We start from the raw sequence: 24,164 nt of genomic DNA, 5'->3' as shown, positions 1-24,164 counted from the left end.
TGCTAAAGTCAGAACATGACCCGGTCCGTCGACATCTCCGGCACCGTGCGTGAACGGGCCGCCCGGGAGTTGCGGGACCGCATCCTCACCGGAGCGCTGCCTCCCGGCACCCGCGTCGACCTCGACGCGATCACCGAGGAGTTCTCGACCAGCCGTACGCCCGTGCGGGAAGCGTTGCTCGAACTGTCCTTTGAGGGCCTGGTGAAAGTGGCGCCGCGCAGCGGCATCACGGTCATCGGAATCAGTCCGCGCGATGTGCAGGACAGCTTCACCATCCTCGGTGTGCTCACCGGGCAGGCGGCCGCGTGGGCGGCCGAACGGGTGGCCGCCGACGAACTCGCACAGCTGCGGCAGCTGGCCGCCGATGTCGCCACGCGGTCGGGGGACGACACGATCGGCGAGGCGAACTGGCTGTTCCACCAGGCCATCCACCGTGCCGCGCACTCGCCACGGTTGCTGACGCAGATCCGGCAGGCCGCGCGGGTGGTGCCCACGAACTTCCTCACCGTCTTCCCCGAACATGAGAAGCACTCGCTGTCCGAGCACGAGGAGCTACTGGATGCGCTCGAGCATCGTGATGCCGACGCCGCGCGCGACATCGCGGAGCGTCATGTATTGGAGGCAGGCAGGTCCCTGGCCGAGTGGCTGGCCCGGCGGTAGGGGTAGGCTGGTCGCGCAGCTGGTTTGCGGGCGAACCGATCTCGGAATCGAGGGAGGGCCGTCGGCATCAAGTGCCGCACGCCGATTCGGGTGCGGTGCAAGAGGGAACCCGGTGAGAATCCGGGACTGTCCCGCAGCGGTATGCAGGAACGACCGCCGTCATCAGCACTGGCCCCACGGGCTGGGAAGCGACGGCCATTAGGTGCACGACCATGTGCGAGCCTGCGAGTCCGAAGACCTGCCAGATGTACCGGGCGCGCCGCGTCCGGTGGTTCATCGCCTCGTGGAATGGGCTGTGGCCGAAGCGGGTTGCGTATGCGTGACCTCACTCGGCACGACACCCTCCGGCGATGAACATCCGCCGTACCGATGAGGACGTCGTCATGACCGCAACACCGTTCTATGCCACCATCCTCGGTTCCCCGCGCATCGGGCCGAACCGTGAACTCAAACGAGCCGTCGAGAAGTACTGGGCCGGCACCGTCGGACGCGACGAACTCGAGTCCGTGGCCGCCGAACTGCGCCGCGACACCTGGGAAGCGCTCGTGGCCGCAGGGCTGGATTCCGTTCCGGTGAACACGTTCTCCTACTACGACCAGATGCTCGACACCGCCGCCATGGTGGGTGCGTTGCCGCCGCGGGTCGCGGACGTGTCCGATGACCTGGACCGCTATTTCGCCGCTGCGCGCGGCAACGATGTGATCGCTCCGTTGGAGATGACGAAGTGGTTCGACACCAACTACCACTACATCGTGCCCGAAATCGGTCCGGATACGCATTTCGCGCTGAACCCGGCAAAGATCCTCGGCGAACTCGAAGAAGCTCGCGCACAGGGTATTCCGGCCCGTCCTGTGGTCATCGGACCGATCACGTTCCTCGCCTTGAGCAAGGCGGTGGACGGAGCGGGCACGCCGATCGACCGGCTCGCCGAGTTGACCGTGTTGTACGGGGAACTGCTGGCGCTTCTCGCCCAGCAGGGCGTGGAGTGGGTGCAGATCGACGAACCCGTTCTGGTGACCGACTTCGTCGACACCGCAGCCGAACTCGCCGAGCGCACCTACGCGCAGCTCGGGCGGGTGACCGAGCGGCCGGCGATCTTGGTGGCCACCTACTTCGGCGAGCTCACAGATGCCTTGCCCGCGCTCGCGCGAACTCCGGTCGAAGCAATCGGTGTCGACCTCGTCGCGGGCGGCGTGTCCGCGGTCGCCGCGGTGCCCGAACTGGCCGACAAACTTCTCGTCGCCGGTGTCGTCGACGGCCGCAACATCTGGCGTACCGACCTGGAATCGGCTCTCGGCACCCTGACAACACTGCGGGGGTCGGCGCAGCACGTCGCGGTTTCGACGTCGTGCTCGACGCTGCACGTCCCGTACACCCTCGATGCGGAGCCCTCTATCGACGGCGCCTTGCGGAGCTGGTTGGCGTTCGGCTTCGAGAAGGTAACCGAGGTCGTGGCGCTCGCCCGCGGGTTGAAGGACGGACGCGAGGCGATCGACGGTGAGATCGCGGCGTCCAACGCGGCTATCGCGTCGCGGCGCGCCGATCCCCGGTTGAACAATGACGATGTGCGAGCGCGGATCTCGGCCATCACTGCGGCCGGCGCCGAACGCGGTCCCGCCGACCAGCGCCGCGCGGCGCAGCAGGCGCGGCTGAACCTGCCCGTTCTGCCGACGACGACCATTGGGTCGTACCCGCAGACATCGGCAATCCGGGTGGCCCGAGCGGACCTGCGCGCGGGCAAGATCGACGCCGCTGAGTACAAGCGCCGGATGCAGGCCGAGATCGCCGACGTCATCCGGTTGCAGGAGGAGATCGGTCTGGACGTGCTGGTGCACGGCGAGCCCGAGCGCAACGACATGGTGCAGTACTTCGCCGAGCAGCTCGACGGATTCTTCGCCACACAGAACGGCTGGGTGCAGTCCTACGGCAGCCGGTGCGTTCGCCCCCCGATCCTGTACGGCGACGTCAGCCGGCCCGAACCGATGACGGTCGAATGGATCACCTATGCGCAGTCACTGACCGACAAGCCGGTCAAGGGCATGCTGACCGGACCCGTGACGATCCTGGCGTGGTCGTTCGTGCGCGACGACCAGCCGTTGGCGCAAACGGCGGCCCAAGTGGCGCTGGCGATTCGCGACGAGACCGTCGATCTGCAGTCGGAGGGTATCGCGATCATCCAGGTTGACGAGCCCGCGCTTCGCGAGCTGTTGCCCCTGCGCTCCAAGGACAAGGATGCCTATCTGCGCTGGGCGGTCGACGCATTCCGGTTGTCGACATCGGGCGTCGATGACTCGACACAGATCCACACGCACCTGTGCTACTCGGAGTTCGGCGAGGTGATCGGTGCGATCGCCGACCTCGACGCCGACGTAACGTCGATCGAGGCGGCGCGTTCGCACATGGAGGTGCTCGGCGACCTCAACGCGGCCGGGTTCGCCAACAGCGTCGGCCCCGGCGTGTACGACATCCACTCGCCGCGGGTGCCCGCCGTCGGCGAGATGGCTTCCGCGCTGCGAGAAGCATTGAACTCCGTTCCCGCCGAGCGTCTTTGGGTGAACCCGGACTGCGGTCTCAAGACGCGCAGGACCGACGAGGTGACCGCCTCGTTGCGCAACCTGGTCGCCGCCGCGAACGAGGTTCGTCCTCACTGATCACAGCGTGACTGCACGGCACCGGCGACTCCGCGTGGCCTAGAAGGGGCTGCTGTTCTGCTGCCAGCGAGCCTCTTCGGGGCGTGGGCCGAAGCGGCGGATGTAGTCCTCGTGCATCCGCGCATCCTTCTTGCGCTTGATCTCGTCGACCAGGTTCTGGTCCAGTCCGTGCTGGGTCAGGCGGTGCCGACGCCAGATCTTGTTGAGCGCGAGCGCCATGAGGATCGCCCAAATGTAGATCGGCGCAGTCATTTCCAGGTGTACGTACAGCGAGGCCGGAAGCAACCAGAACGGAGCCAACACGAACAGAGGGGGAATTGCCATCCGGATCATGTGGCGGCGCAGCGCGCCCGGACCGGCCAGGTCGCGCGCCACCCACTCGCGCATGGAGTCCGGAAGCCGGCGTCCATACGAATAGGTGAGGTATTGAACGATGTTGGGGCGGGCGGCAGCCACGAATCCTCCTTGAGTAGTCAGTTGTCGAGTGCGCCCGCGGCGAGGGCGGCGGTGTTCACACGGTTCAACACGTTGCGAAGCGTTTCGAGTTCGTCGAGGTCCACGCCGAGGCGCTCGACGACGGCAGGCGGTATCTCCAGCGCGCGGTGCCGTAACCGCACACCTTCCTCGGTGAGCCGCACGTCCGTGGCCCGTTCGTCGACGGCGCTGCGTGCCCTGGTGATCAAGCCCAGCGACTCGAGGCGTTTGAGCATCGGGGACAGCGTCGCCGAGTCGAGTTGCAAAGCGCTCGCGATGTCCTTGACCGACAACGGTTTTGTGGGCGGCTCTGCCGTCTCTGAGGTCTTGTAGTGGTCCCACAGCGCCAGCATGACGAGGTACTGAGGGTGGGTGAGGCCGAGTGGTTCGAGTAGGGGGCGGTATATCGCCAGCACGGCCCGGTTCGTGACCGCCAGCGCGAAGCAGACTTGCTGTTCGAGCGCAAGCGGGTCGACCCGGGCGGGCAATGACGTGGACATAACTCCATCGTGGCCTAATAGTTAGGGTCCTAGCAATGTACTTCTGGTCACAGGGGTTTCGTCGTAAAGCGAGCGGTCGATTCTTGTCGAATGTCAACGCAGAACGACCCGCCCGCTACTCCGATGGACGCCACCAAGGCGACCGAGGAACAACGCGCACTGCAGGACGACCTGGACCACCGCGACGACGATCCGGACGCTCCCGGTGGGCATCAGGACCGGCACGACGTCGCCGACGAGACCTGACTAAGTGTTCGCGGGCACCCCCAGCGCGAGCACCGCGGCGTCGTCCTTGACTCCGGGCCCGAAGCTGGTGAGGAGTTCCTTCAACGCGTTGACGATGGTGTCGGCGGTGGCGGGTGCGTGGGCGTCGACGAAGGCGAGCAGCGCGCCTTCGTCGTCGTAGCGCTGATGGCCGATTCCGGTGCTCGCCTCGGTCAGTCCGTCGGTGTAGAGCACCATGGTGTCCCCTGGGGCCAAGTGAAATTTGTGAGCGACGAACCGTGCGTCATCGGTGATCCCGGCGGCATGACCGCCGACGGTGTCGGCGTAGTAACCCGATCCGTCGGCGCTGAGAAGCAGCGGCGGGGGATGGCCCCCGCTGGCCAGGGAGACGTCGAAACCGTCGCCGCGCATCGTGAGGCTTCCGTCGATCACCGTGCACAGCCGATTGGCGCCGATCTCGACGTCCTGCATCAGCACCGAATTGAGTACGTGAAGCGCCTTCACCGGATCGTGGTCGGCGACCGCGGCCGAGCGAAGCACGTACCGTGCCAGGCCGGCGACCACGGCGGCGTCGACGCCCTTTCCGGCGACGTCGCCGAGGAAGAAACCCCACGTGGAGCGTGACAGCGGGAACAGGTCGTAGAAGTCGCCGCCGACGTCGTCGTCCGACGCGGTGTGGTAGTACGCGGCGGCGTCCAGTCCCGGCGGCGGTGCGAGAAGCGGCGGAAGCAGTGAGCGACGCAGGGTTTCGGCGAACGCCTGTACCCGGCTGCGCTCGGTCTCGGCGCGCTCGCGCTGCGCCAGCAGTTCCTGCTCGTACGACCGCCGATCCCTGGCGTCGACCGCGCTGACGCGCAACAGTTCTGGATGTCCTTCGGCGTCGTAGGCCATGTTGGCGGTGAGGAATATCGGTAGCCGCGTTCCGTCGGCGGTCAGAAAATCCAGCGTCACGCCATCGAGCTTTCCGCTCATCCGCAGGATCGCCCGGAAATGGGTGTCGTAGTGCAAGCGCCCGCCGACGGTCAACAGGTCGGTGATCAGCTTGCCGTGCAAGCGATCACGCTCATAGCCGAGCCAGTTGGCCAGGGTCGCGTTGGCTCGGATGATGCGGCCGTTGGGATGGGCGATCGCGTTGCCGGTCGGCGCGTTCTCCCAGTGGTCGTCGAGATCCAACTCGGTCATGTCGCTAGGGCGAACTCGGCGATCGATTGAGCCGTGGCGTCTGGATCGCTGACGTGGGGGCAGTGGCCGGTCGCATCGAGCGTGACCAGTTGGCTGCCAGAAATATGTTGATGCACATAGGCTCCGACGAATGCCGGTGCGATCGCGTCCTCGGAGCACTCCAGGATCAGCGTGGGTACCGAGACGCGCGGCAGGTCGGCGCGGTTATCGGACAGGAACGTGGCGCGGGCGAACACCCGCGCGCAGTCGGGATCGGTTCGGCAGAACGACGCCTCGAGTTCCTCGGCGAGCTCCGGTCGGTCAGTATTACCCATGATCACCGGGGCCATGGCATGCGACCAGCCAAGGTAATTCAGTTCCAGGGACTCCAGAAGTTCGTCGATGTCAGCCCTCGAGAACCCGCCGTGGTAGCCGTCGTCGTCGATGTAGCGAGGCGACGGCGTGACCATGACGAGTTTGGCGATCCGGTCGGGCTCGGTGATGACCGCGAGGACACCGATGATCGCCGCCACCGAGTGGCCGACGAACACCACGTCGCGCAGATCAAGGTCACGCAGAATGTCGACGATGTCGTCGGCGTAGCCGTCCAGCGACGAGTACTTGGTGGCGTCCCACGCCTTGGGGTCCGAGGCCCCGGAGCCGACGTGGTCCATCAACACGATGCGAAAGTCCGATTGCAGCCGGTCGACGATGAGCCGCCACAGCTTCTGGTCGCACCCGAAACCGTGGGCCAGGAATAGCGTCGGACCGCTCCGGTTTCCAACGATCTTGATGTTGTTCCTGGTCCAAACGTCCATGACCAGCAGCTTAAAAGCCACCGACCATCGACTGCGCCTCACACCGCTGTCCGCCCGGGTTGTCGGCGCGTTTCGGCTGGTCATTACGGGGGTATACGTGCTCGATCAGGTTCAGATCCGCGAGCCCATTTTGAAATTCTTCGAGGGACGGACGTACCCGTGGCTGGACCAAATTCCGATTATTCCGATGTGACCGAGATGTTCCGTCATCTCAAGACGCTGAAACAGGGTTCGGGCGCCTACCACCGCCAACGCGATTTGATCTGCGAGCGTTGCCTGCCGCTGGCCGATCACATCGCACGTCGATACCGCAACCGCGGTGAGTCGCACGAAGATCTCGTGCAGGCAGCGCGTGTCGGGCTGGTCAATGCGCTCAATCGGTTCGACGTCGACAACGGAGCAGAATTCCTGTCGTTCGCCGTACCGACGATGATGGGCGAGGTTCGTCGGCACTTCCGTGACCACGCGTGGGCGGTGAAGGTCCCGCGCACCGTCAAAGACCTCCAGATGCGGGTGAACAAGGCGACCGCGAAGCTGGCGCAGGGTCTGGGGCGCGCACCGACCGCGAGCGAGATCGCCGAGGATCTCGGCGTCGATCGCGAACAGGTGGTGCAAGCGGTCATCGCCGGGTCGAACTATTCGACGCTGTCGACCGATATACCTGCGATGCGCGACGACGATTCGGCGTCCATCGGGGACAGTTTCGGCGGTGACGACGCCGGCTTCGACAAGGTGCTCGACGTCGAAACCGTACGGCCGTTGATCGCGGCCCTACCGACCCGGGAACGCGACGTGCTGACGCTGCGCTTCTTCGAGGACATGACGCAGAGTCAGATCGCCGCGCAGGTCGGTTGTTCGCAGATGCATGTGTCGCGCCTGCTCGCAAAGGCGTTGGAAACGTTGAGAAGTCAGGTCAAAGAATCGTTCCTCGCCGCAGCGAGCTGATATTGTCCTGCGCCAACCCCAGAACGGGAAGCTCCAAGCGGAAGCTAGTGGGCCACCCTGTTGCGAATCACCCGCTCGAGCGCTGCGACGTCAGATTCGATCTGCCGCGAAAGCCAGTACACGAGTACAAACCCCGCGATTCCCCCGATACACAGCACCCGGATGGGCACGATGACTTCGGCGATCTCGTCAGGAGTCAGGAAGGTCACAGCGACGACGCCGAGTAACGGCACGGAGGCTGCGATCGCCAGATAGCGTGCCAGTCGACGGCTGAGTGCCCGCAACTGTTCGGTTTCCCGAGGGCTCGTCTTTCCGTGTGCCACGAGTTCCGGATAGACGCTGCGCACGATGTAGAAAGTCAACAGAAAGAACGGATACGCGATCGCGATTGCACCACAGATCGTGATTGATCCGAAGAAATGGATGGCAGACCTACCGGGAATCCCCCCTGCTGCGAATTGCATGGTGAGCGGAAAAGTCAACCCTGACAGCAACCACAAGCCGAAAACGATGAATACCGCCCGATCGCCTGCGAGAAGACAGTCGTGACGCGCTCGGGCCAAGGCCGCTGCGGGCGGCGCTGGTCCACGTCGTAAACGCCGCGGAACTAGGACGATGTAGCGATACCAATAAAGCAGCACCGCAGCGCCGAGCGGGAAAAACGCCACGTTGACCACTGTGGTGACCAGCATGAACCGGTCCTGCGCATTCTCGGAGAGCTGACTGACGATAAGCAGCTGGTTGTGTTGGATGTTGTACGCGCTGGCCAGCAGGTTGGGAATCATGATGGCCAGGAAGGCAATTGGTACAAAGAACGGCCGTAGCCGCAGCCGCCAACTTCGAGCTGGCGGATCAACCAAGTCACGAGCCTTCGGATCGAGACACAGCTGGAGTTGCTCGGCGAGTTCGGCTCCCGAAGCCCAGCGCTGTTCACGCTCGGCGCTCAGTGCTTTGAGCAGCACTCTACGCAGTGCCGGCGGACAATCCTCCGGCAGCGCAGCCAGTGTTGTCGGCGAAATCCCCTCTGCGCGGGTGGTCAACATCAGCTCGAGCGCGGTGGTGTCGCCGACAGCATTGGCTGCGTTCGCCCGCGCGGCTTGCGCCGCCGAGTCATCGAACGGCTTGTGGCCGGTCAGCAGCTCCCACAGCACGACGGCAAGGGAGTAGATGTCGCTGCGGGCATCGAGGGCAGCCATGTCGAGGGTGTGCCCGGGCTGACAAGCCAATAGTTGCTCGGGGGACATGTATGAGAGTGAACCGCCGAAGTATTCGAAGGGACTCGTGCCCTTTACGTTGCGGGCGAAGCTGATGTTGAAGTCCGCGAGTTTGGGCGTCCCGTCGGGGGCAAGGAGGACATTCGCCAGCTTGATGTCGCGGTGCAACACACCTCGTGAATTCGCATAATCCAACGCCTCTGCGAGCCGCTTCCCCAGCCACGCGACGGTGTCCGGCCAGGGGAGCGAGGCGAGCGCAGTGCGCGTCGCTGATTCCGTGGGACGGATTCCCCCTCGCGCCTCCAGTGCGTTGTCCACCGCGTTGAGCAGTGTCTGACCGGTTTTGGGTGGCCCCTTCGCGCGATGAATCGCCTCGACCACGTCCAGCAGGGTCCCGCCGGGCAGATACTGCATGTACAGGAGCCGCCAATTCTGTTCGCGCAGAATCCGCTGGTCGAAAACCCGGACGATGTAGTCGTGATCCAGCTGAGCCAGGGTTTGCGGTTCGTGGCCCTCATTCGCGGAAATCTTGACCGCCACCAACCGTTGCATAGACCGTTGCCGGGCAAGAAAGACCTTGGCGAATGCGCCGGTGCCTAATTGAAGCAGCAGATCGAAGTCGTCGAGCCGCTGACCGACCTCGATTTGTGAGAGGCGGGTCGATGGGCTGAGCCCGGCGAACGAGGGTTCGTATGTTCCGGTACGAGTTCCGTATTCGCTGGCGGCACCGGTCGCCGCTTGAGATTGAGTCAATTCGAACGGATAGTCGGCGGTCGAATCAGTCATGACAACCTCGTTCCAGGTCGCCTTATCGTATCGGCGAGCGGAGTGGCCCAGGCGTTCTTGTCACAACCCCGGACGAAGTGCGCCGATTTCTGCAGCGGGGTCGGTATTTTTCGAATCCTGGAGCCTGCCGCGAAATAGAGTCGGAGCCTCCTGTCAGGATTGAACTGACGACCGCTCGCTTACAAGGCGAGTGCTCTACCACTGAGCTAAGGAGGCCTGCGAGCCTCGAGTTTATCGGGTCGCCGGTTCGGGGAACTCCGCTGCCCGTGACTGTCAAGGACGATCTACTCGCCGACTTCCCGCAGGTGTACCCGGGCCTCACGCGGTCCGACGTCGAGCGACTCCTCGCGCTGCTCGACAAAAACACGAGCATCGAGGGTGGTCGAGGCCTCAGTATCGCCACCGCCATCAAGCCGCTGGTTCCTGATATCTCCCAGCGCATCGAGTCCTACAAGCAGTCCGATGTCGACGACTACGTGCGGATACTGCGCGGCGCTGCCGTGCTGCTGTTGCAGCGCTGGCAGCCCGAAGACCAGCCCCCGACTCCGGAGAGCGTGTCAGCGGCGATTCAGACCATCGAAGCCGACGCCTGAGCTCACTCCTCGACGTCGATGATGCGTTGAGAGGTCACCGTTCTTGACGACGTCCTGGCGCGCGGCCGGCGACCGGGTAGCGGGATCCTGTCGGCGATATTGCTCAGCGGATTGACGACCTGGCTCAGTGTCACGACGGCGTCGTGCAGCGCGTCGATCGTCGGCGCCAGCGCTTCGAGGCCGGGCGCCAACCGGTTCAGCGTGTCCGCGACGTCGGCCAGCTTGAGCAACGGACCGTCCGGATCGGTGAGCGTGTCCAGCAGGCCGTCCTCGGCCAGCAAGCGGTCGGCCACGCCGTCCTCGCGCAGTACCCGCTCCACGAGACCATCGTTGGCCAGTAGCTGGTCGGCCAGCCCGCCCGGGGCGATCACCCGTGACAACGCGCCATCGTCGGTGGTCATGCGGTCCACCAGACCGCCTTCGGCCATCAACTGGTCCACCAGACCGCCGGGGGCCACCGCCCGGGCGACTGCACCGTTGTCCGCGGTCACGCGATCCAGCAGGCCGCCCTCGGTGGTCAGCTGATCGACCAGTCCGCCCGGTCGCAACAGCCGGTCCAGGGGTCCGTTGGGTGCCAACGCCCGGCCCAGCGGGGCGTCGTCGTCCATCAGGCGTGCCAGTCGGTTCGCCCGCTCGACCGCGTCGTTCAGGCCGAGCATGGTGGCGAACGACGCCGATCCGGGCCCACCCTCGACGGCTTCGCCGAGCGTGCGCTGCGCCATGCTCACCGCCCCGGTCGCCATGGCCAGTCCCGCGTCGGCGACAGCCAGGGCGGCTCGCGCCGGTGCGGTCGCGATATCGGTCAGCGCTTTGCCGAAGTTCATCACCTCAGTCTATGGACGGCGCAAGATGAAGACTCACAGGAAGTACACAGCCTGCTGGCAGGAACATCACCGGTGACAGACGGACAGTGAGTAGGTGGCCATGCCTGCACTACCCGAGAACACACCGGAGGCCAAGGTCCTCGTCGTCGACGACGAGGCCAACATCGTCGAGCTCTTGTCCGTCAGCCTGAAGTTTCAGGGGTTCGAGGTCTATACCGCCTCCAACGGAGCCGCCGCGCTGGACAAGGCCCGTGAGGTACGCCCGGACGCCGTCATCCTCGACGTGATGATGCCCGGGATGGACGGCTTCGGGCTGCTGCGACGACTGCGCGCCGACGGTATCGACGCACCGGCACTGTTCCTCACCGCGCGCGACTCGCTGCAGGACAAGATCGCCGGCCTCACCCTCGGCGGTGACGACTACGTGACCAAACCGTTCAGCCTCGAAGAGGTGGTGGCCCGGTTGCGGGTGATCCTGCGCCGCTCCGGCCGAGGCGTCGAGGAGCCACGCAACTCCCGGTTGTGCTTCTCCGACATCGAACTCGACGAGGACACCCACGAGGTGTGGAAGGCGGGGGAGCCGGTCTCGTTGTCGCCGACGGAGTTCACGCTGCTGCGGTACTTCATCATCAATGCCGGAACGGTGCTGTCCAAGCCCAAGATCCTCGACCACGTCTGGCGCTATGACTTCGGCGGCGACGTCAACGTCGTCGAGTCCTACGTGTCCTATCTGCGGCGAAAAGTCGACACGGGCGAAAAGCGCCTGTTGCACACGTTGCGGGGTGTCGGGTACGTGCTCCGCGAGCCGCGGTGACGCAGAACCGCCCGCGCGCCGACAATGAATAGATGACCGCACGCGTGCCGCTGAGGGTGGCGCTGGTGGCGGCCACCCTCTTGCTGGTGGCGTGCGGTCTGCTCGCATCCGGCGTGGCGGTCACCACGATCCTGCGCCACACCCTGAGCAACCGCGTGGACCAAGAACTGCTCGACGCTTCACGCGGGTGGGCCCAGGCGCCGCGCCAAGGGGCCGACAACGCGCTGGAGAGCCCCAACCCCGCACGCCCACCGACGAATTTCTATGTCCGCGGCGTCGGCGCCGACGGACACATCTGGATTGCCGTCAACGACCGAGATGCCGAACCGGCGCTGCCTGCGGACAACGACGTGGGTTCGGAACCGGTCACCATCGGCTCGCTCAACGGTTCCGATGTGCAGTGGCGCGCGATGACGGTCCGCAGCCCCGACGGGGTCGTCACCGTCGCCGTCGACTTCTCCGCCGTGCAGACCACAGTGCGCGAGTTGGTCTACGCACAGGTGGGGATCGGGCTGGCGGTACTGGTGGTCCTCGGGGTGGTCGGCTATGCAGTGGTGCACCGCAGCCTGCGTCCACTGGTCGAAGTCGAGCAGACCGCGGCGGCGATCGCAGCGGGCGATTTCGATCGCCGTGTCCCTCAGCGTGATCCGCGCACGGAGGTCGGCCGGTTGTCGTTGGCGCTCAACGGCATGCTCGCCCAGATCCAAACCGCCATGGCGGCCTCGGAGGCCTCCGCCGAACAGGCCCGCAGTTCCGAGGAGCGGATGCGACGGTTCATCACCGACGCCAGCCATGAGCTCCGCACGCCGCTGACCACCATCCGTGGATTCGCCGAGCTGTACCGGCAGGGCGCGGCACGCGACGTCGAGATGCTGATGAGCCGCATCGAGAGCGAGTCCGGCCGGATGGGTTTGCTTGTCGAGGACCTTCTGCTACTCGCCCGCCTCGACGCACAACGCCCGCTCGAGCACCGGCGCGTCGATCTCCTCACGCTGGCCACCGACGCCGTCCACGACGCGCAATCCATCGCCCCTAAGCGAGCGATCAGGTTGAAGGTGCTCGACGGGCCGGGCACCCCGGAGGTGCTTGGCGACGAAGCCCGGCTGCGCCAGGTGCTGGGCAACCTGATGACGAACGCGCTTCAGCACACCCCCGAAACCGCCGGGGTGACCGTGCGGGTGGGCACCGCGGGTGACCGCGCTGTGCTGGAGGTGTGCGATGAGGGGCCGGGTATGACGGAAGACGACGCGCAGCGGGTGTTCGAACGGTTCTATCGCGCGGACTCGTCACGCACTCGGGCGAGCGGCGGCACCGGGCTGGGATTGTCGATCGTCGACTCGTTGGTTCTGGCCCACGGCGGAACGGTCGACGTCACCACCGCGCCGGGGCAGGGGTGCACGTTTCGGGTCAGCCTGCCGCGCATCGCCGATGTGGCGGCTCAGGTCAGCTGAGACAGCGCCGCCTTGATCTTGGCCTGGGCTTCGTCGAGGGATTCCTGCGACGGGTTCTGGTCGGCGTTGGCGAACCCGAAATCGGCCAGGTCGTTGGTGGGGAAAACGTGCACGTGCAGGTGCGGCACCTCGAGTCCGGCGATGATCACACCGGCCCGATCGGCTGGGAACGCCTTGACCACGGCCTTGCCGATCAGCTGAGACACCTCCATCACGCGGCCGAAGACTGCCGGCTCGACGTCCTGCCAGTTGTCGATCTCGGCTCGGGGCACAACGAGCGTGTGGCCCTGGGTGATTGGGGCGATCGTCAGGAAGGCGACGATGTCGTCGTCCTCGTAGACGAACCGGCCTGGTAGCTCCCCGTTGATGATCTTCGTGAACACGCTCGCCATGGCGTCGAGCATAGTGAGCGACGCGCCGCGGTCGAGGGCGCGTCGGCTATCCGCCGCCGTCAGCTGTGTCCGGCTTTCGGCCGAAAATGGTCGTGAAGCTCGGCAACGGACCAGGGTGCGGCGTCGTGGTGGTCGCGGTAGGCCAGAATCGTCGGCGTCGGCCTGTCGAAGCGCCCGACGAATCCGCCGGCGGCGATGAAGATCTGTCCGGTCACGTCCTTGGCCAGGTCACTGGCCAGATAGGCGTAGGTCGGCGCGACGTACGCCGGCGGCGCGGCATCGAGGGCACCCTGCATGCTCACCTCGTCCAACAGGCCGCGACGGTTCAGGGCGGCGATGTGCGCCTCGTAATCCGCTCCGGTTGAAAGCCGCGTCCTGGCGCCGGGACAGACGACATTCGCGCGCACGCCGTGCTCCTTGAGTTCGGCGGCGATCGCCAGGGTCAGCCCGTTGACGCCGCCCTTCCCCGCCGGGTAGCCCGTACCGCCGTAATCGCCGAGGAACGCGAACGAGCTCGTGTTCACAATGGCTCCTGCGCCCTGAGCGACCATCCTGGGCGCGGCGGCTCGGCAGGTCTCGAAGGCCGTATTGAGGTGTGCGTCGAGCAGCTCGCGGAACTGGCCCGACGTGATCGTGAGAATCGACGATCCGACGGGCTCGGCTGTGCCCGCACAGTTGATCAGGATGTCGATGCGACCGAACTCCTGGACGCAAGTGTCGATGAGGCCGTCGGCGATCTCCGGGTCGGCGGGCGAGCCGGATACTCCGCATGCTCCCGGAATCCGTTGCGTCGCCTGCGTTACGGCCTGCGGATCGCGGCCGTTGACGACTACCCCAGCACCGTGGGCAGCGAGCAGTTCAGCCACCGCCAGCCCGACACCGCGCGAACCGCCGACGACAACCGCGCCCCGCCCGGTCAGAGACGGGCTACTTGCCATCCGATGTCTGGCCGCCCGCTTGCCCGAACTGCATCATGTCCATGTTCCAGTAGCCACGAAGGTTGGTGAGCAGTCCGGCGTCGTTGACCTTGTAGGTGAACACTCCGCGCACCGTGCTGGTCATTCCGTTGTCGAATTTGCTGCGCAGCACCAGGATATGAGCCACCTCGTGCGGCGAACTCGACGGGAACGTCTCTTCGCAGGTAATTCGCAGATCGTTTGAGGCGATGTTGGCGTCGTAGAAGCCGGACACCGCCTCCTTCCCGCGAATCCCCGTGCCGTCGGGGTTGGTGAAGGACTGCCCGATCGGATCCTCGATGACGACATCGTCGGCCATCAGGGCCAACCAGCCCTCCTTGTCGTGGGAGTGCACGCATCTCCACGAATTGTGGGAGGCCGCCAAAGCGGGTGTCTTCTCGACGGTTTCGGCAGACACGAGCTCTACCGGTCGTCGTCGGTGTAGCGAATGACGCCGCGGATGTTCCTGCCCTCGAGCATGTCCTTATAACCGTCGTTGATCTGCTCCAGCTTGTACTGCCGCGTGACCATGTCGTCGAGGTTCAGCTTGCCCGCTTGATACATCGACAGCAGCTGCGGGATGTCGTAGTGCGGGTTTCCGCCACCGAAGATGGTGCCCTGCAGGTTCTTCTGCAGCAAGGTCAGCATCGCCAGGTTGAGGTTCACCTCGGTGTCGAGCAGGCTGCCGATGGCGGTGACCACGCAGGTGCCGCCCTTGGCGGTGAGGTTGAGGTAGTTGTCGACGTCCTTGCCGTGCAGCTCACCCACGGTGACGATCACCTTCTGCGCCATCAGGCCCCAGGTGACCTCCGCGATGCCGGCCATCGCCGACTCCCAGTCCGGATATGCATGCGTGGCGCCGAATTTCAGCGCCTGATCGCGCTTCCACTCCACCGGGTCGATCGCGAAGATACGGCGCGCACCCGCGGTGACTGCGCCCTGCAGCGCGCCCATGCCGACACCGCCGACACCGACTATCGCGACGTCCTCACCGGGTCGGACGTCACCGCTGCGGACGGCCGAGCCGTAGCCCGTGGTGATCCCGCAACCGACCAGGCAGGCGACCTCGAACGGGATCGACTCGTCGATCTTCACGACCGAACTGCGATGCACGACCATGTAGGGCGAGAATGTGCCCAGCAGGGTCATCGGGAAGACGGGTTGCCCCTTGGCGTGGATGCGGTGGGTGCCGTCGGAAACCGCGGTGCCGCCGAGCAGTCCGGCGCCGAGGTCACACAGGTTGCGCATGCCGGCCTGACACGAGGGACAGTTGCCGCAGGAGGGGATGAACGACATCACGACGTGATCGCCGGGCTTGAGGTCCTCGACGCCCGGACCCACCTCGGTCACGATGCCCGCGCCCTCGTGGCCACCGAGCACCGGGAAGCCGCCCATCGGGATGCCGCCGGTCACCAGATGGTGGTCGGAGTGGCACATCCCCGACGCTTCCATCTGCACCTTGACCTCGTCCTTGACGGGGTCTCCGATCTCGATCTCCTCGATCGACCACGGCTGGTTGAACTCCCAGATGAGAGCACCTTTTGTCTTCATTCGAACGTGCCTTCCGCTAGTACCGGTGACCTCAGGGTAGAGGCAGTAGTTAGGTAGGTCACACCCACCCCCAATCAACTGCTTGGCCGGGTCACCAGATCGGCACCGGGGCCTGGCCGAGGGGGTAGTAACCGGGCAACTTCTCGCCGGCCAGGGAGCGCTCGATGCGCTTCTGCATACCGGGCGACAGGTCGCCGGATTCGATCAGCTTCGCGTAGCCCTTGGCGACGTGGCCGAAATCGAAGAAGTCGCGCTGCCATTCGATCTTCAGATCAGCATTGAGGCGAAACCAGCTGCCCCCGATGCCGTAGATCTCATCGGTGGTGCCGTCGGACTTGTTCGCGACCTGCTTCCAGAAGCCGACGATCTCGCCCTGCTTATCGTCTACGAGCACCTTCTGGTACTCGTAGACCCAGTTCTCCAGGCCCTCCATCTCCAAACCCAGCGCGACGTCGCGGATTTCGTCCTTGCCGACACACATCACGTCTTCCTTGGGGCCGATGTTCCAGCCGTAGGTCGCGTCGTCGGTGTAGAACTCGGCCAACGGCTTCCAGTCGCCGTTGCGTTCGGCCTCCCGGTTGGCCTCCAGCCACTGCTCGACCCAGTTGTCGAGTGCTTCGCGGGGTAGTGACGGCATTGTCAATCTCCTATTTCTGTGATGGCCAGTGCTTGGGTCGGGCACATGTCGACCGCGTTCTGTATCTCGTCGCGGGCGTCGTCGGGCGGTTCGGCATCGAGGATTTCGACCTTGCCGCGTTTGGGCACCCGGAAGTAGTCCGGCGCCTCGAGCTCACACATCGCGTGACCCTGACACAGGTCAAGATCCACTTCGACTCTGTAGCAGCCCATTCGGTACCTACTTGGTCCGACGGCGGTACCGAGCCTTGGCGGGCCGCTGCAGCTGAACCACCATCTTCGAGTGGTCATTGCGGTAGCTGTCGGCCGGTTGCGCCATCTCGAACTCATACTCGCGCAACAGGACCGAGAAGATCGCCTTGATCTGCATCTGCGCGAACGCCGCGCCGACGCAGCGGTGCCTGCCCGCGCCGAACGGGATCCACGTCCACCGGTTGACGACGTCGGCCTGCTCGGGCTTGTTGTAGCGGTCCGGGTTGAAGGCGTCGGGGTCCGGGAAGTCCTCAGGGATCCGGTTGCTGATCGCCGGCGAGGCGGCCACGAAATCGCCCTTGTGAATGGGGAATCCGGCGACCTCGAACTCGCCCTGGGCCACCCGCATCAGGATAATCAGCGGCGGGTGCAGCCGCAGGGTCTCCTTGACCACGTTGTCCAGCAACGGAATCTGGCGCAGCGCGTGGAAGCTGACTTCCTGGCCGTCGGCGTAGAGCTCGTCGAGTTCGGCCTGCGCCTTGGCGTAGATCTCGGGGTGGCGGATCAGCTCGATCAGGGTCCACGCCGAGGTTCCAGAACTGGTGTGGTGCCCGGCGAACATCAGCGAGATGAACATTCCGGTGACCTCATCGGCCGAGAACCGCGGGTTGCCGTCCTCGTCCTTGATCGACACCAGCACGTCGAGCATGTCACGGTCGGACTTGTCGGTCGGCGGATTGGCCAACCGGTGGTTCATGATCTCTTGAACCAGCGCAACAAGTTTGACGCGCGCCTCGTCGCGGCGCTGGAAGCTTTCGATCGGCAGGTAGGGGTCGACGTAGCACAGCGGGTCGGTGCCGCGCTCGAGATCGTGGTAGTACTCGGCGAACCGGTGGTCGAGTTCGTTGCGGAACTTCAGCCCGATCAGGCAGGCCGTCGAGGTGTAGATCGTCAACTCGGCGAAGAAGTCGAGCAGCTCGATCTCGCCCTGGGGTCCCCAGTCGGCGATCATCTTCTTGACTTCGCCCTCGATGGTGGTCGCGTGGCCCTTCATGTGCTCACCGCGCAGCGCCGAATTGTGCAGCATCTCCTTGCGACGCTCGGGGCTTGCGTCGAACACCACACCCTTGCCGAAGATCGGCGTCATAAACGGATAGGCCTCGGCCTGGTCGAGATCCTCGTCGGCCGAACGGAAGAAGAACTCGTTGGCCTCGGCGCCGGACAGCAGGATGACGTGCTTGTCCACCAACTGGAACCAGCCGACGTCACCGCACTCGTCGCGGACCCGTTGCATCAAGCCGATCGGGTCGGTGCGGAACTCCTCGAGGTGTCCGTGCTCTTCTTCACCACCGGAAACCCGGGGCACGATGGCGGTCGTCATGACTTCAGGTTCTCCTCGTTCAACTTGAGTTGCTGGCGTTCCGCCGGCGCGGTGGCCAGCGGCGCCTCGGGCTGAAGTTCCATGTTGGCGATGAACCCGCCGCGAGGGGTCTCCGCCACGAAGGCGATGGCCCTGGCCAGGTCGGCCGCCCGCAGGAAGTAATCGTGCCGGGCCTGGCCCCACTTCGCCCAATCCTCGAGTGCCGGGCCGATCTTCTCGGCGGGCAGACTCCAGCCCATGCTGGTCTTCGTCGGGCCGGGGTGCACGATCGAGGCGCGCACGCCGGTGCCCTCCAGTTCCATCTGGAAGTTGTTGACCATGGCCAGAAGCGCCGCCTTCGCCGCCCCGTAGGCGCCCATGTGCGGCCGCTGGCGCAGCGCCACGTCGGATCCCACGAAGATCAGGTCGCCGCGCTGGCGCGCGAGCATGCCCGGGAGCACCGCCGACGCCAGCCGGTTGGCCCCGACGAGGTGGATCTGCAGCTGCGACTCGAACTCGTCGGTGCTGATCTCGGCCAGCTTGCCGAAGTAGGTGTCACCGGCACCGGCCACCAATACCTCGATCTCGCCGAGTGCCTCCACCGATTGGGCGACAAACGTTTTCACCGAGTTGGGGTCGGTGACGTCGAGATGGAACCCGACGGCCTCGCCGCCGTCGGCGTTGATCTTGCCGACGATGTCTTCGAGTTTCTCGACGCGACGGGCGCCCAGCGCGACTGGGAAGCCGCGCGCGGCCATCTCGATCGCCGTCGCCTCTCCGATTCCGGATGAGGCGCCGGCGACGATGACGGGTCGTCGTTCGGGCAGGGGGTCGAACCGGGGCATCAGACAGTCTCCACAGTGATGGGAAGGTGAGCGAATCCGCGGACATTGCTCGAGTGGACGCGGACGGCGTTGGCCTCGTCCACCTCGTATCCGCGGATTCGCTTGAACAACTCGGTCAACGCGACCTTGGCCTCCATCCGCGCCAGGTGCGCACCGAGGCAGAAGTGGGCACCGCTGCCGAAACTCATGAGCTTGGAACCTATTTCGCGGCCGATGAGGAAACGGTCGGGGTCCTCGAACACCCGCTCGTCGCGGTGAGCCGACCCGGGCAGCAACAGCAACACGTCACCGTCGGGGATGGTGGTGTCGTACAACGTCAGCTCGCCCGAGACCGTGCGCGCGAGGATCTGGCTCGAGGTGTCGTATCGCAGCGTTTCCTCGACCCAGAGCGGAATCCGCTGCAGGTCGGCGTAGACCGGAGTCAACTGGTCGGGGTTCCTGTGGCCCCAGAAGGCCGCATTGGCAAGCAGTTTCGTGGTGGTCTCATTACCGGCGATCACCATCAGGAACATGAAGCCGATGATCTCGTCGTCGGTGAGCCGGTCGCCGTCGATCTCGGCCTCCAGTAGCGCGGTGGTCAGGTCGTCGCTCGGCTCCTTGCGGCGTTCGGCCACCATGCCCTGGTAGTAGACGATCAGGTTGATCGATGCCTCCACGGCCGAGGGCGGTACGTCGGTGACACCCTCGTCGCGGTGCATGACACCGTCGGCCCACGCCCGCACCTGGTCGCGATCGGGCTCCGGCACACCCATGAGCTCCGAGATGACGTCCATCGGCAGCTTGCCCGCGAATTCGCCGACGTAGTCGACGGTCTCGTTCGAGCGTGCCTTGTCCAACATGACATCGAGGTGCTGCACGGCGATCTCGGTGACGCGCGGCTCCAACTCGCGGATGCGCCGAGGCGTGAAACCTTTCGACACCAGTGTGCGCAGTCGCAAGTGGTCGGGGTCGTCCATCGCCAGGAAGGACATGGTCTTGGAGGCGTGCGGTCCGCGGGACGCGGGATCCAGCGATACGCCGAACTTGTTCGACAACGTGGTGCTGTTGCGGAAACCCTGCAGGACATCCTGGTGCCGCGAAAGGGCCCAGAAGCCGAGTTCGTCGTTGCGATACAGCGGTGCCTCGTCCCGCAGCCGCTTGTAGTACGGATACGGATCCTCGTGGAAGTCGTAGTCGTATGGGTCAAGAACGATTTCGCTGATGGTCACTGCTCGTCTCCCAAGATGAGGCCGACGACGTAGCTGAGCCGGTCGGCGATCTGGTGGTAGGTGAAGACGCCGCTACCCGCGTTGACCAGCGCGCCGAAGAACGTCATCTCCAGGGCCGCCAATGCGCGCGGGTCGGCCTCTGGGCCCATGGCCGAGCGGATGCGGCGGTGGATCTCGGCACCGATGCGGTCGCGTACCGCGCGCACTGCGGAGTCGCTACCGCTGAGTAGCGCGGTCGTGCACGCCGCCGCGACCTCGGGTTCGTCGGCGACCATCAGCGCCATCGCGCGCAGAGTCTTCTCGACGCGGGCGACCCGGCTGTCGTTGACGTCGGTGAAGTACGGCACCTGACGCATCAGGTCCAGGTACACCTCGGCGATCAGGTGGTTCTTCGACGAGAAGTAGGTGTAGGCGGTGGCCGGGGCGACCTTGGCCCTAGCGGCGACGGCGCGCACCGTCAGGTCGGCGTAGGAGGATTCGCGCAGCATCTCGACACCGGCGGTGAGCACCTTGCGGAACGTCTCCTCCTGGCGACGGTTCCGCGGTGTCTCGGCGGTGCTGACAGGCGCCGGGGCTGGGACCGCAACCACGGGCTCGCTGGACACCTGTCCAAGTTATCGGACACGGGCTCGGCTCCGCAAGTATGCAGCTAGTAAACGCTATGCTTGCCAGCCGCACTGCGAGGGGACTATCGTTCGGTTCAACAATTCGGACACTTGTCCAGCAATGGTGAACGGAGACGGCATGGCTGTGCTGGCGAATCGGGAAAGTCAGCTGCTCATCGACGGCAAGCTCGTCGCGGGAAGCGGCGGGTCGTTTGAAACCGTCAACCCCGCCACCGAGGAAGTGCTGGGTGTCGCGGCCGACGCCACCGCCGACGACATGGGTCGTGCGATCGAGGCGGCCAGGCGCGCCTTCGACGAGACCGACTGGTCGACCGACACCGACTTGCGGGTGCGTTGCCTTCGCCAGCTGCAGGCCGTCCTGAAGGAGCACATCGAGGAACTGCGCGAGATCACGATCGGCGAGGTGGGCGCGCCCCGGATGTTGACGTCGGCGGCTCAGCTCGAGGGACCGGTCGACGATCTGAGCTTCTGCGCCGACACCGCCGAGTCCTACGAGTGGAACACCGATCTCGGGGTCGCGTCGCCGATGGGCATCAAGACCCGCCGCCGCCTCGCCCGCGAGGCCGTCGGCGTCGTCGGCGCCATCACCCCGTGGAACTTCCCGCACCAGATCAACCTGGCCAAGATCGGCCCGGCGTTGGCCGCCGGCAACACCATCGTGCTCAAGCCGGCCCCGGACACCCCGTGGTGTGCGGCCGCGGTCGGAGAGTTGATCGCCGAGCACACCGACATCCCGCCGGGCGTCGTCAACATCGTCACCTCCAGCGATCACGGGGTCGGTGCGCTGCTGTCCAAAGACCCACGGGTGGACATGGTTTCGTTCACCGGGTCGACGGCGACCGGTCGTAGCGTGATGGCCGATGGCGCCGCGACGATCAAGAAGGTGTTCCTGGAACTGGGCGGCAAGTCGGCGTTCCTCGTGCTCGACGACGCCGACCTGGCCGCCGCCTGCTCGATGTCGGCGTTCACCGCGTCGATGCACGCCGGACAGGGATGCGCCATCACCACCCGACTGGTGGTGCCGCGGGCTCGCTACGACGAGGCGGTGGAGGCCGCGGCGGCGACGATGGGCGGACTCAAGCCGGGCGACCCCCGGGACGCCGGAACCATCTGCGGCCCACTCATTTCCGCGCGCCAGCGCGACCGGGTTCAGGGCTACCTTGACTCGGCGATCGAGGAGGGCGGCAAGTTCGCCGTCGGCGGTGGCCGCCCCGCCGATCGCGATACCGGCTTCTTCATCGAGCCCACCGTCATCACCGGACTGGACAACAACGCCAAGGTCTCGCGGGAGGAGATCTTCGGACCGGTGCTGACGGTCATCGCCCACGACGGCGACGACGACGCGGTCCGCATCGCCAACGATTCGGCGTACGGCCTTTCAGGCACGGTGTTCTCGGCCGACGAAGAACGCGCGAACCGGGTCGCGGCACGGATGCGGGTCGGCACGGTCAACATCAACGGCGGCGTCTGGTATTCGGCGGATATGCCGTTCGGCGGATACAAGCAGTCCGGGCTGGGTCGCGAGATGGGACTGGCGGGCTTCGAGGAATACCTGGAAATCAAGGCGATCGCTACGGCGGTGTGACGATCACGCCGAACGTGGGTTACCCGCACGCAAAACGTCGCGAGGCGTGACACAACCCCACATTCGGCAACGAGGAAGGAACACGATGGGGCTCTACGAGGACCAGTTCAAGGACAAGGTGGCGATCGTCACCGGCGCCGGCGGCGGTATCGGCCAAGCGTATGCCGAGGCGCTGGCGCGCGAGGGCGCCGCAGTGGTGGTTGCCGACATCAACACCGAGGGCGCGCAGAAGGTGGCCGACGGTATCAAGGGCGAGGGCGGCAGCGCGCTCGCCGTGCGTGTCGACGTCTCCGACCCGGAATCGGCGAAGGAGATGGCCGCGCAGACGCTTTCGGAGTTCGGCGGCATCGACTACCTGGTGAACAACGCCGCGATCTTCGGCGGCATGAAACTGGACTTCCTGATCACCGTGGACTGGGACTACTACAAGAAGTTCATGAGCGTGAACATGGACGGCGCGTTGATCTGCACCCGGGCGGTGTACAAGAAGATGGCCAAACGCGGCGGCGGGGCGATCGTCAACCAATCCTCGACGGCGGCGTGGCTGTACTCGAATTTCTACGGTCTGGCCAAGGTCGGGGTCAACGGGCTGACCCAGCAGCTGGCGACCGAGCTGGGCGGGCAGAACATCCGGGTCAACGCGATCGCGCCGGGCCCCATCGATACCGAGGCCAACCGCACCACCACGCCTCAGGAGATGGTTGCGGACATCGTCAAGGGAATCCCGTTGTCGCGCATGGGACAACCGGAGGACCTGGTCGGCATGTGCCTGTTCCTGCTGTCGGATCAGGCCAAGTGGATCACCGGTCAGATCTTCAACGTCGACGGCGGGCAGATCATCAGGTGAGCGACGACGTCAAGCTGGGATACATCGGCCTGGGCAACCAGGGGGCGCCGATGGCCAAGCGTCTGGTCGACTGGCCCGGCGGGCTGGTCGTGTTCGACGTGCGTACCGAGGCGATGACCCCGTTGGTCGAGCTCGGCGCCGGTGTTGCCGACAGCGTCGCCGATGTCGCGAAGGCCGACATCATCAGCGTCACCGTGCTCAACGATGCCCAGGTGCGCGACGTGGTGGGACAACTCGGCGAACACGCCGCGCCGGGCACCGTGATCGCGATCCACTCGACGATCGAGCCCGACACGGCCGGCGAGCTCGCCGAGCAGTTGCGCGACAAGGAGATTCACATCGTCGACGCGCCGGTGAGCGGGGGCGCCGGGGCGGCCGACAAGGGTGAGCTGGCCGTGATGGTCGGCGCCGACGACGAGGCGTTCGCCAAGGTCAAACCCGTGTTCAAGAAGTGGGCGTCGCTGGTGGTCCGCGCTGGTGAACCCGGGGCCGGAACCCGGATGAAGCTGGCCCGCAACATGTTGACCTTCATCGGGTTCGCCGCGTCCTGCGAGGCGATGCGGCTCGCCGAGGCGGCGGGCCTGGATCTGCAGAAGCTCGGCCGGGTGGTCCGTCATAGCGACGCGCAGAGCGGCGGGCCGGGCGCGATCATCGTGCGCGACGACATGAGTGACCTCACGCCGGACCACTGGCTGTACGACATGTTCACGCACACACGTGGACTCGCAGAAAAAGATCTCAGCCTGGCGCTCGCGCTGGGCGAGGCCACCGGGACCGAACTCCCGCTGGCCGAGATCGCGCTGCAGAACCTGGCCGCCGGGCTCGGCGTGCCGCACACGAAGGAGTGACG

The 24,164-nt window shown here is 65.4% G+C and carries 27 protein-coding genes, 1 tRNA gene and 1 riboswitch; of the genes, 11 read left to right on the top strand and 17 right to left on the bottom strand.

The features are described 5' to 3' along the window. Positions 1–15 precede the first annotated feature (15 nt). Complete coding sequence (locus A5790_RS12790) at positions 16–660, top strand: GntR family transcriptional regulator (protein ID WP_066844450.1); 645 nt, start codon at positions 16–18, stop codon at positions 658–660. Positions 661–712: 52 nt separating this feature from the next. After that, positions 713–921: riboswitch (cobalamin riboswitch) on the top strand. Between the two features lie 122 nt (positions 922–1,043). Continuing rightward, positions 1,044–3,311, top strand: coding sequence for a 5-methyltetrahydropteroyltriglutamate--homocysteine S-methyltransferase (metE, locus tag A5790_RS12785; RefSeq protein ID WP_197696779.1), 2,268 nt, complete (start codon positions 1,044–1,046; stop codon positions 3,309–3,311). A 39-nt stretch (positions 3,312–3,350) separates the two neighbouring features. Here metE and A5790_RS12780 read toward each other — a convergent pair whose 3' ends face one another. Then, the gene (locus A5790_RS12780) at positions 3,351–3,767 is read right to left on the bottom strand and encodes a DUF5313 domain-containing protein (protein WP_066844444.1); all 417 of its coding nucleotides are present in this window, start codon (positions 3,765–3,767) and stop codon (positions 3,351–3,353) included. A 17-nt stretch (positions 3,768–3,784) separates the two neighbouring features. Further along, complete coding sequence (locus A5790_RS12775; RefSeq protein ID WP_066844441.1) at positions 3,785–4,285, bottom strand: MarR family winged helix-turn-helix transcriptional regulator; 501 nt, start codon at positions 4,283–4,285, stop codon at positions 3,785–3,787. Between the two features lie 90 nt (positions 4,286–4,375). On the opposite strand from A5790_RS12775, the gene A5790_RS25985 reads away from it, so the two are divergent. Continuing rightward, the gene (locus A5790_RS25985) at positions 4,376–4,531 is read left to right on the top strand and encodes a hypothetical protein (RefSeq protein WP_197696776.1); all 156 of its coding nucleotides are present in this window, start codon (positions 4,376–4,378) and stop codon (positions 4,529–4,531) included. On the opposite strand, the gene A5790_RS12770 is transcribed toward A5790_RS25985, so the two are convergent. Together A5790_RS12770 and A5790_RS12765 are read right to left on the bottom strand one after the other, a co-directional pair. After that, positions 4,532–5,692 carry a PP2C family protein-serine/threonine phosphatase gene (locus A5790_RS12770; protein WP_066844438.1) on the bottom strand — a complete coding sequence of 387 codons (1,161 nt, stop codon included), beginning with the start codon at positions 5,690–5,692 and terminating at the stop codon, positions 4,532–4,534. Further along, positions 5,689–6,489 carry an alpha/beta fold hydrolase gene (locus tag A5790_RS12765; RefSeq protein WP_066844435.1) on the bottom strand — a complete coding sequence of 267 codons (801 nt, stop codon included), beginning with the start codon at positions 6,487–6,489 and terminating at the stop codon, positions 5,689–5,691. The genes A5790_RS12770 and A5790_RS12765 overlap by 4 nt, the downstream gene beginning before the upstream one ends. Here A5790_RS12765 and A5790_RS25980 point away from each other — a divergent pair. After that, on the top strand, positions 6,488–6,682 hold the full coding sequence (locus A5790_RS25980; protein ID WP_066844432.1) for a hypothetical protein: 195 nt from the start codon (positions 6,488–6,490) through the stop codon (positions 6,680–6,682). The genes A5790_RS12765 and A5790_RS25980 overlap by 2 nt on opposite strands. Positions 6,683–6,687: 5 nt before the next feature. Then, positions 6,688–7,434: a SigB/SigF/SigG family RNA polymerase sigma factor gene (locus A5790_RS12755; RefSeq protein ID WP_066844511.1), complete on the top strand. Its 747-nt coding sequence runs from the start codon at positions 6,688–6,690 to the stop codon at positions 7,432–7,434. 44 nt (positions 7,435–7,478) lie between these two features. Here the strand turns inward: A5790_RS12755 and A5790_RS12750 are convergent, their stop codons facing one another. Both A5790_RS12750 and A5790_RS12745 read right to left on the bottom strand, forming a co-directional pair. Continuing rightward, positions 7,479–9,434 (bottom strand): serine/threonine-protein kinase, encoded by a 1,956-nt coding sequence (locus tag A5790_RS12750; protein WP_066844429.1) that lies wholly within the window; start codon positions 9,432–9,434, stop codon positions 7,479–7,481. 144 nt (positions 9,435–9,578) lie between these two features. Further along, positions 9,579–9,650 (bottom strand) — tRNA-Thr (locus tag A5790_RS12745). Between the two features lie 50 nt (positions 9,651–9,700). Between A5790_RS12745 and A5790_RS12740 the strand changes: the two genes are divergently transcribed. Next, entirely contained in the window at positions 9,701–10,027 is a 327-nt protein-coding gene (locus tag A5790_RS12740; RefSeq protein ID WP_066844425.1) for a hypothetical protein, read from the top strand. A gap of 2 nt (positions 10,028–10,029) precedes the next feature. Here A5790_RS12740 and A5790_RS12735 read toward each other — a convergent pair whose 3' ends face one another. Further along, positions 10,030–10,851: a hypothetical protein gene (locus tag A5790_RS12735; protein WP_066844422.1), complete on the bottom strand. Its 822-nt coding sequence runs from the start codon at positions 10,849–10,851 to the stop codon at positions 10,030–10,032. 100 nt (positions 10,852–10,951) lie between these two features. Here A5790_RS12735 and A5790_RS12730 point away from each other — a divergent pair, with 100 nt between their 5' ends. After that, a complete protein-coding gene (locus A5790_RS12730) occupies positions 10,952–11,665 on the top strand; it encodes a response regulator transcription factor (protein WP_197696775.1) in 714 nt (237 codons plus the stop codon). A 32-nt stretch (positions 11,666–11,697) separates the two neighbouring features. Next, a complete protein-coding gene (locus A5790_RS12725) occupies positions 11,698–13,116 on the top strand; it encodes a cell wall metabolism sensor histidine kinase WalK (RefSeq protein WP_066844416.1) in 1,419 nt (472 codons plus the stop codon). On the opposite strand, the gene A5790_RS12720 is transcribed toward A5790_RS12725, so the two are convergent. From A5790_RS12720 to A5790_RS12675, 10 genes are all read right to left on the bottom strand, one after another. After that, positions 13,104–13,508, bottom strand: coding sequence for an HIT family protein (locus A5790_RS12720; protein WP_066844508.1), 405 nt, complete (start codon positions 13,506–13,508; stop codon positions 13,104–13,106). The two genes, A5790_RS12725 and A5790_RS12720, sit on opposite strands and share 13 nt — an antisense overlap. A gap of 59 nt (positions 13,509–13,567) precedes the next feature. Further along, on the bottom strand, positions 13,568–14,446 hold the full coding sequence (locus tag A5790_RS12715) for an SDR family NAD(P)-dependent oxidoreductase (protein ID WP_066844413.1): 879 nt from the start codon (positions 14,444–14,446) through the stop codon (positions 13,568–13,570). Next, the gene (locus tag A5790_RS12710) at positions 14,436–14,882 is read right to left on the bottom strand and encodes a ketosteroid isomerase family protein (RefSeq protein ID WP_066844410.1); all 447 of its coding nucleotides are present in this window, start codon (positions 14,880–14,882) and stop codon (positions 14,436–14,438) included. The genes A5790_RS12715 and A5790_RS12710 overlap by 11 nt, the downstream gene beginning before the upstream one ends. 5 nt (positions 14,883–14,887) lie before the next feature. Continuing rightward, on the bottom strand, positions 14,888–16,015 hold the full coding sequence (locus A5790_RS12705; protein WP_066844407.1) for an NDMA-dependent alcohol dehydrogenase: 1,128 nt from the start codon (positions 16,013–16,015) through the stop codon (positions 14,888–14,890). A gap of 91 nt (positions 16,016–16,106) precedes the next feature. Further along, positions 16,107–16,652: a nuclear transport factor 2 family protein gene (locus A5790_RS12700; protein WP_066844403.1), complete on the bottom strand. Its 546-nt coding sequence runs from the start codon at positions 16,650–16,652 to the stop codon at positions 16,107–16,109. A gap of 2 nt (positions 16,653–16,654) precedes the next feature. Continuing rightward, on the bottom strand, positions 16,655–16,864 hold the full coding sequence (locus A5790_RS12695; RefSeq protein WP_066844401.1) for a ferredoxin: 210 nt from the start codon (positions 16,862–16,864) through the stop codon (positions 16,655–16,657). A gap of 7 nt (positions 16,865–16,871) precedes the next feature. Then, positions 16,872–18,224: a cytochrome P450 gene (locus tag A5790_RS12690; protein WP_066844398.1), complete on the bottom strand. Its 1,353-nt coding sequence runs from the start codon at positions 18,222–18,224 to the stop codon at positions 16,872–16,874. Then, entirely contained in the window at positions 18,221–19,048 is an 828-nt protein-coding gene (locus tag A5790_RS12685; RefSeq protein WP_066844396.1) for an SDR family oxidoreductase, read from the bottom strand. Before A5790_RS12685 ends, A5790_RS12690 begins: the two co-directional genes overlap by 4 nt. Then, positions 19,048–20,256 (bottom strand): cytochrome P450, encoded by a 1,209-nt coding sequence (locus A5790_RS12680; protein ID WP_066844393.1) that lies wholly within the window; start codon positions 20,254–20,256, stop codon positions 19,048–19,050. Before A5790_RS12680 ends, A5790_RS12685 begins: the two co-directional genes overlap by 1 nt. Beyond that, entirely contained in the window at positions 20,253–20,861 is a 609-nt protein-coding gene (locus A5790_RS12675; protein WP_066844390.1) for a TetR/AcrR family transcriptional regulator, read from the bottom strand. Before A5790_RS12675 ends, A5790_RS12680 begins: the two co-directional genes overlap by 4 nt. A gap of 139 nt (positions 20,862–21,000) precedes the next feature. On the opposite strand from A5790_RS12675, the gene A5790_RS12670 reads away from it, so the two are divergent. The 3 genes from A5790_RS12670 (at position 21,001) to A5790_RS12660 (ending at position 24,162) form a co-directional block, all read left to right on the top strand. Then, positions 21,001–22,467: an aldehyde dehydrogenase gene (locus A5790_RS12670; RefSeq protein WP_066844506.1), complete on the top strand. Its 1,467-nt coding sequence runs from the start codon at positions 21,001–21,003 to the stop codon at positions 22,465–22,467. 85 nt (positions 22,468–22,552) lie between these two features. Then, the gene (locus A5790_RS12665; protein ID WP_066844387.1) at positions 22,553–23,314 is read left to right on the top strand and encodes an SDR family oxidoreductase; all 762 of its coding nucleotides are present in this window, start codon (positions 22,553–22,555) and stop codon (positions 23,312–23,314) included. Continuing rightward, a complete protein-coding gene (locus A5790_RS12660) occupies positions 23,311–24,162 on the top strand; it encodes an NAD(P)-dependent oxidoreductase (protein ID WP_082961693.1) in 852 nt (283 codons plus the stop codon). The genes A5790_RS12665 and A5790_RS12660 overlap by 4 nt, the downstream gene beginning before the upstream one ends. Positions 24,163–24,164 lie beyond the last annotated feature (2 nt).

The organism is Mycobacterium sp. 852002-51152_SCH6134967 (assembly GCF_001667105.1).
Classification (GTDB): domain Bacteria; phylum Actinomycetota; class Actinomycetes; order Mycobacteriales; family Mycobacteriaceae; genus Mycobacterium; species Mycobacterium neumannii_A.
This window is presented reverse-complemented; position numbering and strand designations above follow the sequence as displayed.

What these genes read in the sequence shown, in the direction of transcription:
- metE (WP_197696779.1), top strand. Translation starts at nt 1,044, where the DNA reads ATGACCGCAACACCGTTCTATGCCACCATCCTCGGTTCCCCGCGCATC.
- A5790_RS12705 (WP_066844407.1), bottom strand. Translation starts at nt 16,015, where the DNA reads ATGAAGACAAAAGGTGCTCTCATCTGGGAGTTCAACCAGCCGTGGTCG.
- A5790_RS12790 (WP_066844450.1), top strand. Translation starts at nt 16, where the DNA reads ATGACCCGGTCCGTCGACATCTCCGGCACCGTGCGTGAACGGGCCGCC.
- A5790_RS25985 (WP_197696776.1), top strand. Translation starts at nt 4,376, where the DNA reads ATGTCAACGCAGAACGACCCGCCCGCTACTCCGATGGACGCCACCAAG.
- A5790_RS12695 (WP_066844401.1), bottom strand. Translation starts at nt 16,864, where the DNA reads ATGGGCTGCTACAGAGTCGAAGTGGATCTTGACCTGTGTCAGGGTCAC.
- A5790_RS12685 (WP_066844396.1), bottom strand. Translation starts at nt 19,048, where the DNA reads ATGCCCCGGTTCGACCCCCTGCCCGAACGACGACCCGTCATCGTCGCC.
- A5790_RS12690 (WP_066844398.1), bottom strand. Translation starts at nt 18,224, where the DNA reads ATGACGACCGCCATCGTGCCCCGGGTTTCCGGTGGTGAAGAAGAGCAC.
- A5790_RS12720 (WP_066844508.1), bottom strand. Translation starts at nt 13,508, where the DNA reads ATGGCGAGCGTGTTCACGAAGATCATCAACGGGGAGCTACCAGGCCGG.
- A5790_RS12670 (WP_066844506.1), top strand. Translation starts at nt 21,001, where the DNA reads ATGGCTGTGCTGGCGAATCGGGAAAGTCAGCTGCTCATCGACGGCAAG.
- A5790_RS12665 (WP_066844387.1), top strand. Translation starts at nt 22,553, where the DNA reads ATGGGGCTCTACGAGGACCAGTTCAAGGACAAGGTGGCGATCGTCACC.
- A5790_RS12765 (WP_066844435.1), bottom strand. Translation starts at nt 6,489, where the DNA reads ATGGACGTTTGGACCAGGAACAACATCAAGATCGTTGGAAACCGGAGC.
- A5790_RS12775 (WP_066844441.1), bottom strand. Translation starts at nt 4,285, where the DNA reads ATGTCCACGTCATTGCCCGCCCGGGTCGACCCGCTTGCGCTCGAACAG.
- A5790_RS12755 (WP_066844511.1), top strand. Translation starts at nt 6,688, where the DNA reads ATGTTCCGTCATCTCAAGACGCTGAAACAGGGTTCGGGCGCCTACCAC.
- A5790_RS12735 (WP_066844422.1), bottom strand. Translation starts at nt 10,851, where the DNA reads ATGAACTTCGGCAAAGCGCTGACCGATATCGCGACCGCACCGGCGCGA.
- A5790_RS12725 (WP_066844416.1), top strand. Translation starts at nt 11,698, where the DNA reads ATGACCGCACGCGTGCCGCTGAGGGTGGCGCTGGTGGCGGCCACCCTC.
- A5790_RS12750 (WP_066844429.1), bottom strand. Translation starts at nt 9,434, where the DNA reads ATGACTGATTCGACCGCCGACTATCCGTTCGAATTGACTCAATCTCAA.
- A5790_RS25980 (WP_066844432.1), top strand. Translation starts at nt 6,488, where the DNA reads ATGACCAGCAGCTTAAAAGCCACCGACCATCGACTGCGCCTCACACCG.
- A5790_RS12770 (WP_066844438.1), bottom strand. Translation starts at nt 5,692, where the DNA reads ATGACCGAGTTGGATCTCGACGACCACTGGGAGAACGCGCCGACCGGC.
- A5790_RS12730 (WP_197696775.1), top strand. Translation starts at nt 10,952, where the DNA reads ATGCCTGCACTACCCGAGAACACACCGGAGGCCAAGGTCCTCGTCGTC.
- A5790_RS12715 (WP_066844413.1), bottom strand. Translation starts at nt 14,446, where the DNA reads ATGGCAAGTAGCCCGTCTCTGACCGGGCGGGGCGCGGTTGTCGTCGGC.
- A5790_RS12700 (WP_066844403.1), bottom strand. Translation starts at nt 16,652, where the DNA reads ATGCCGTCACTACCCCGCGAAGCACTCGACAACTGGGTCGAGCAGTGG.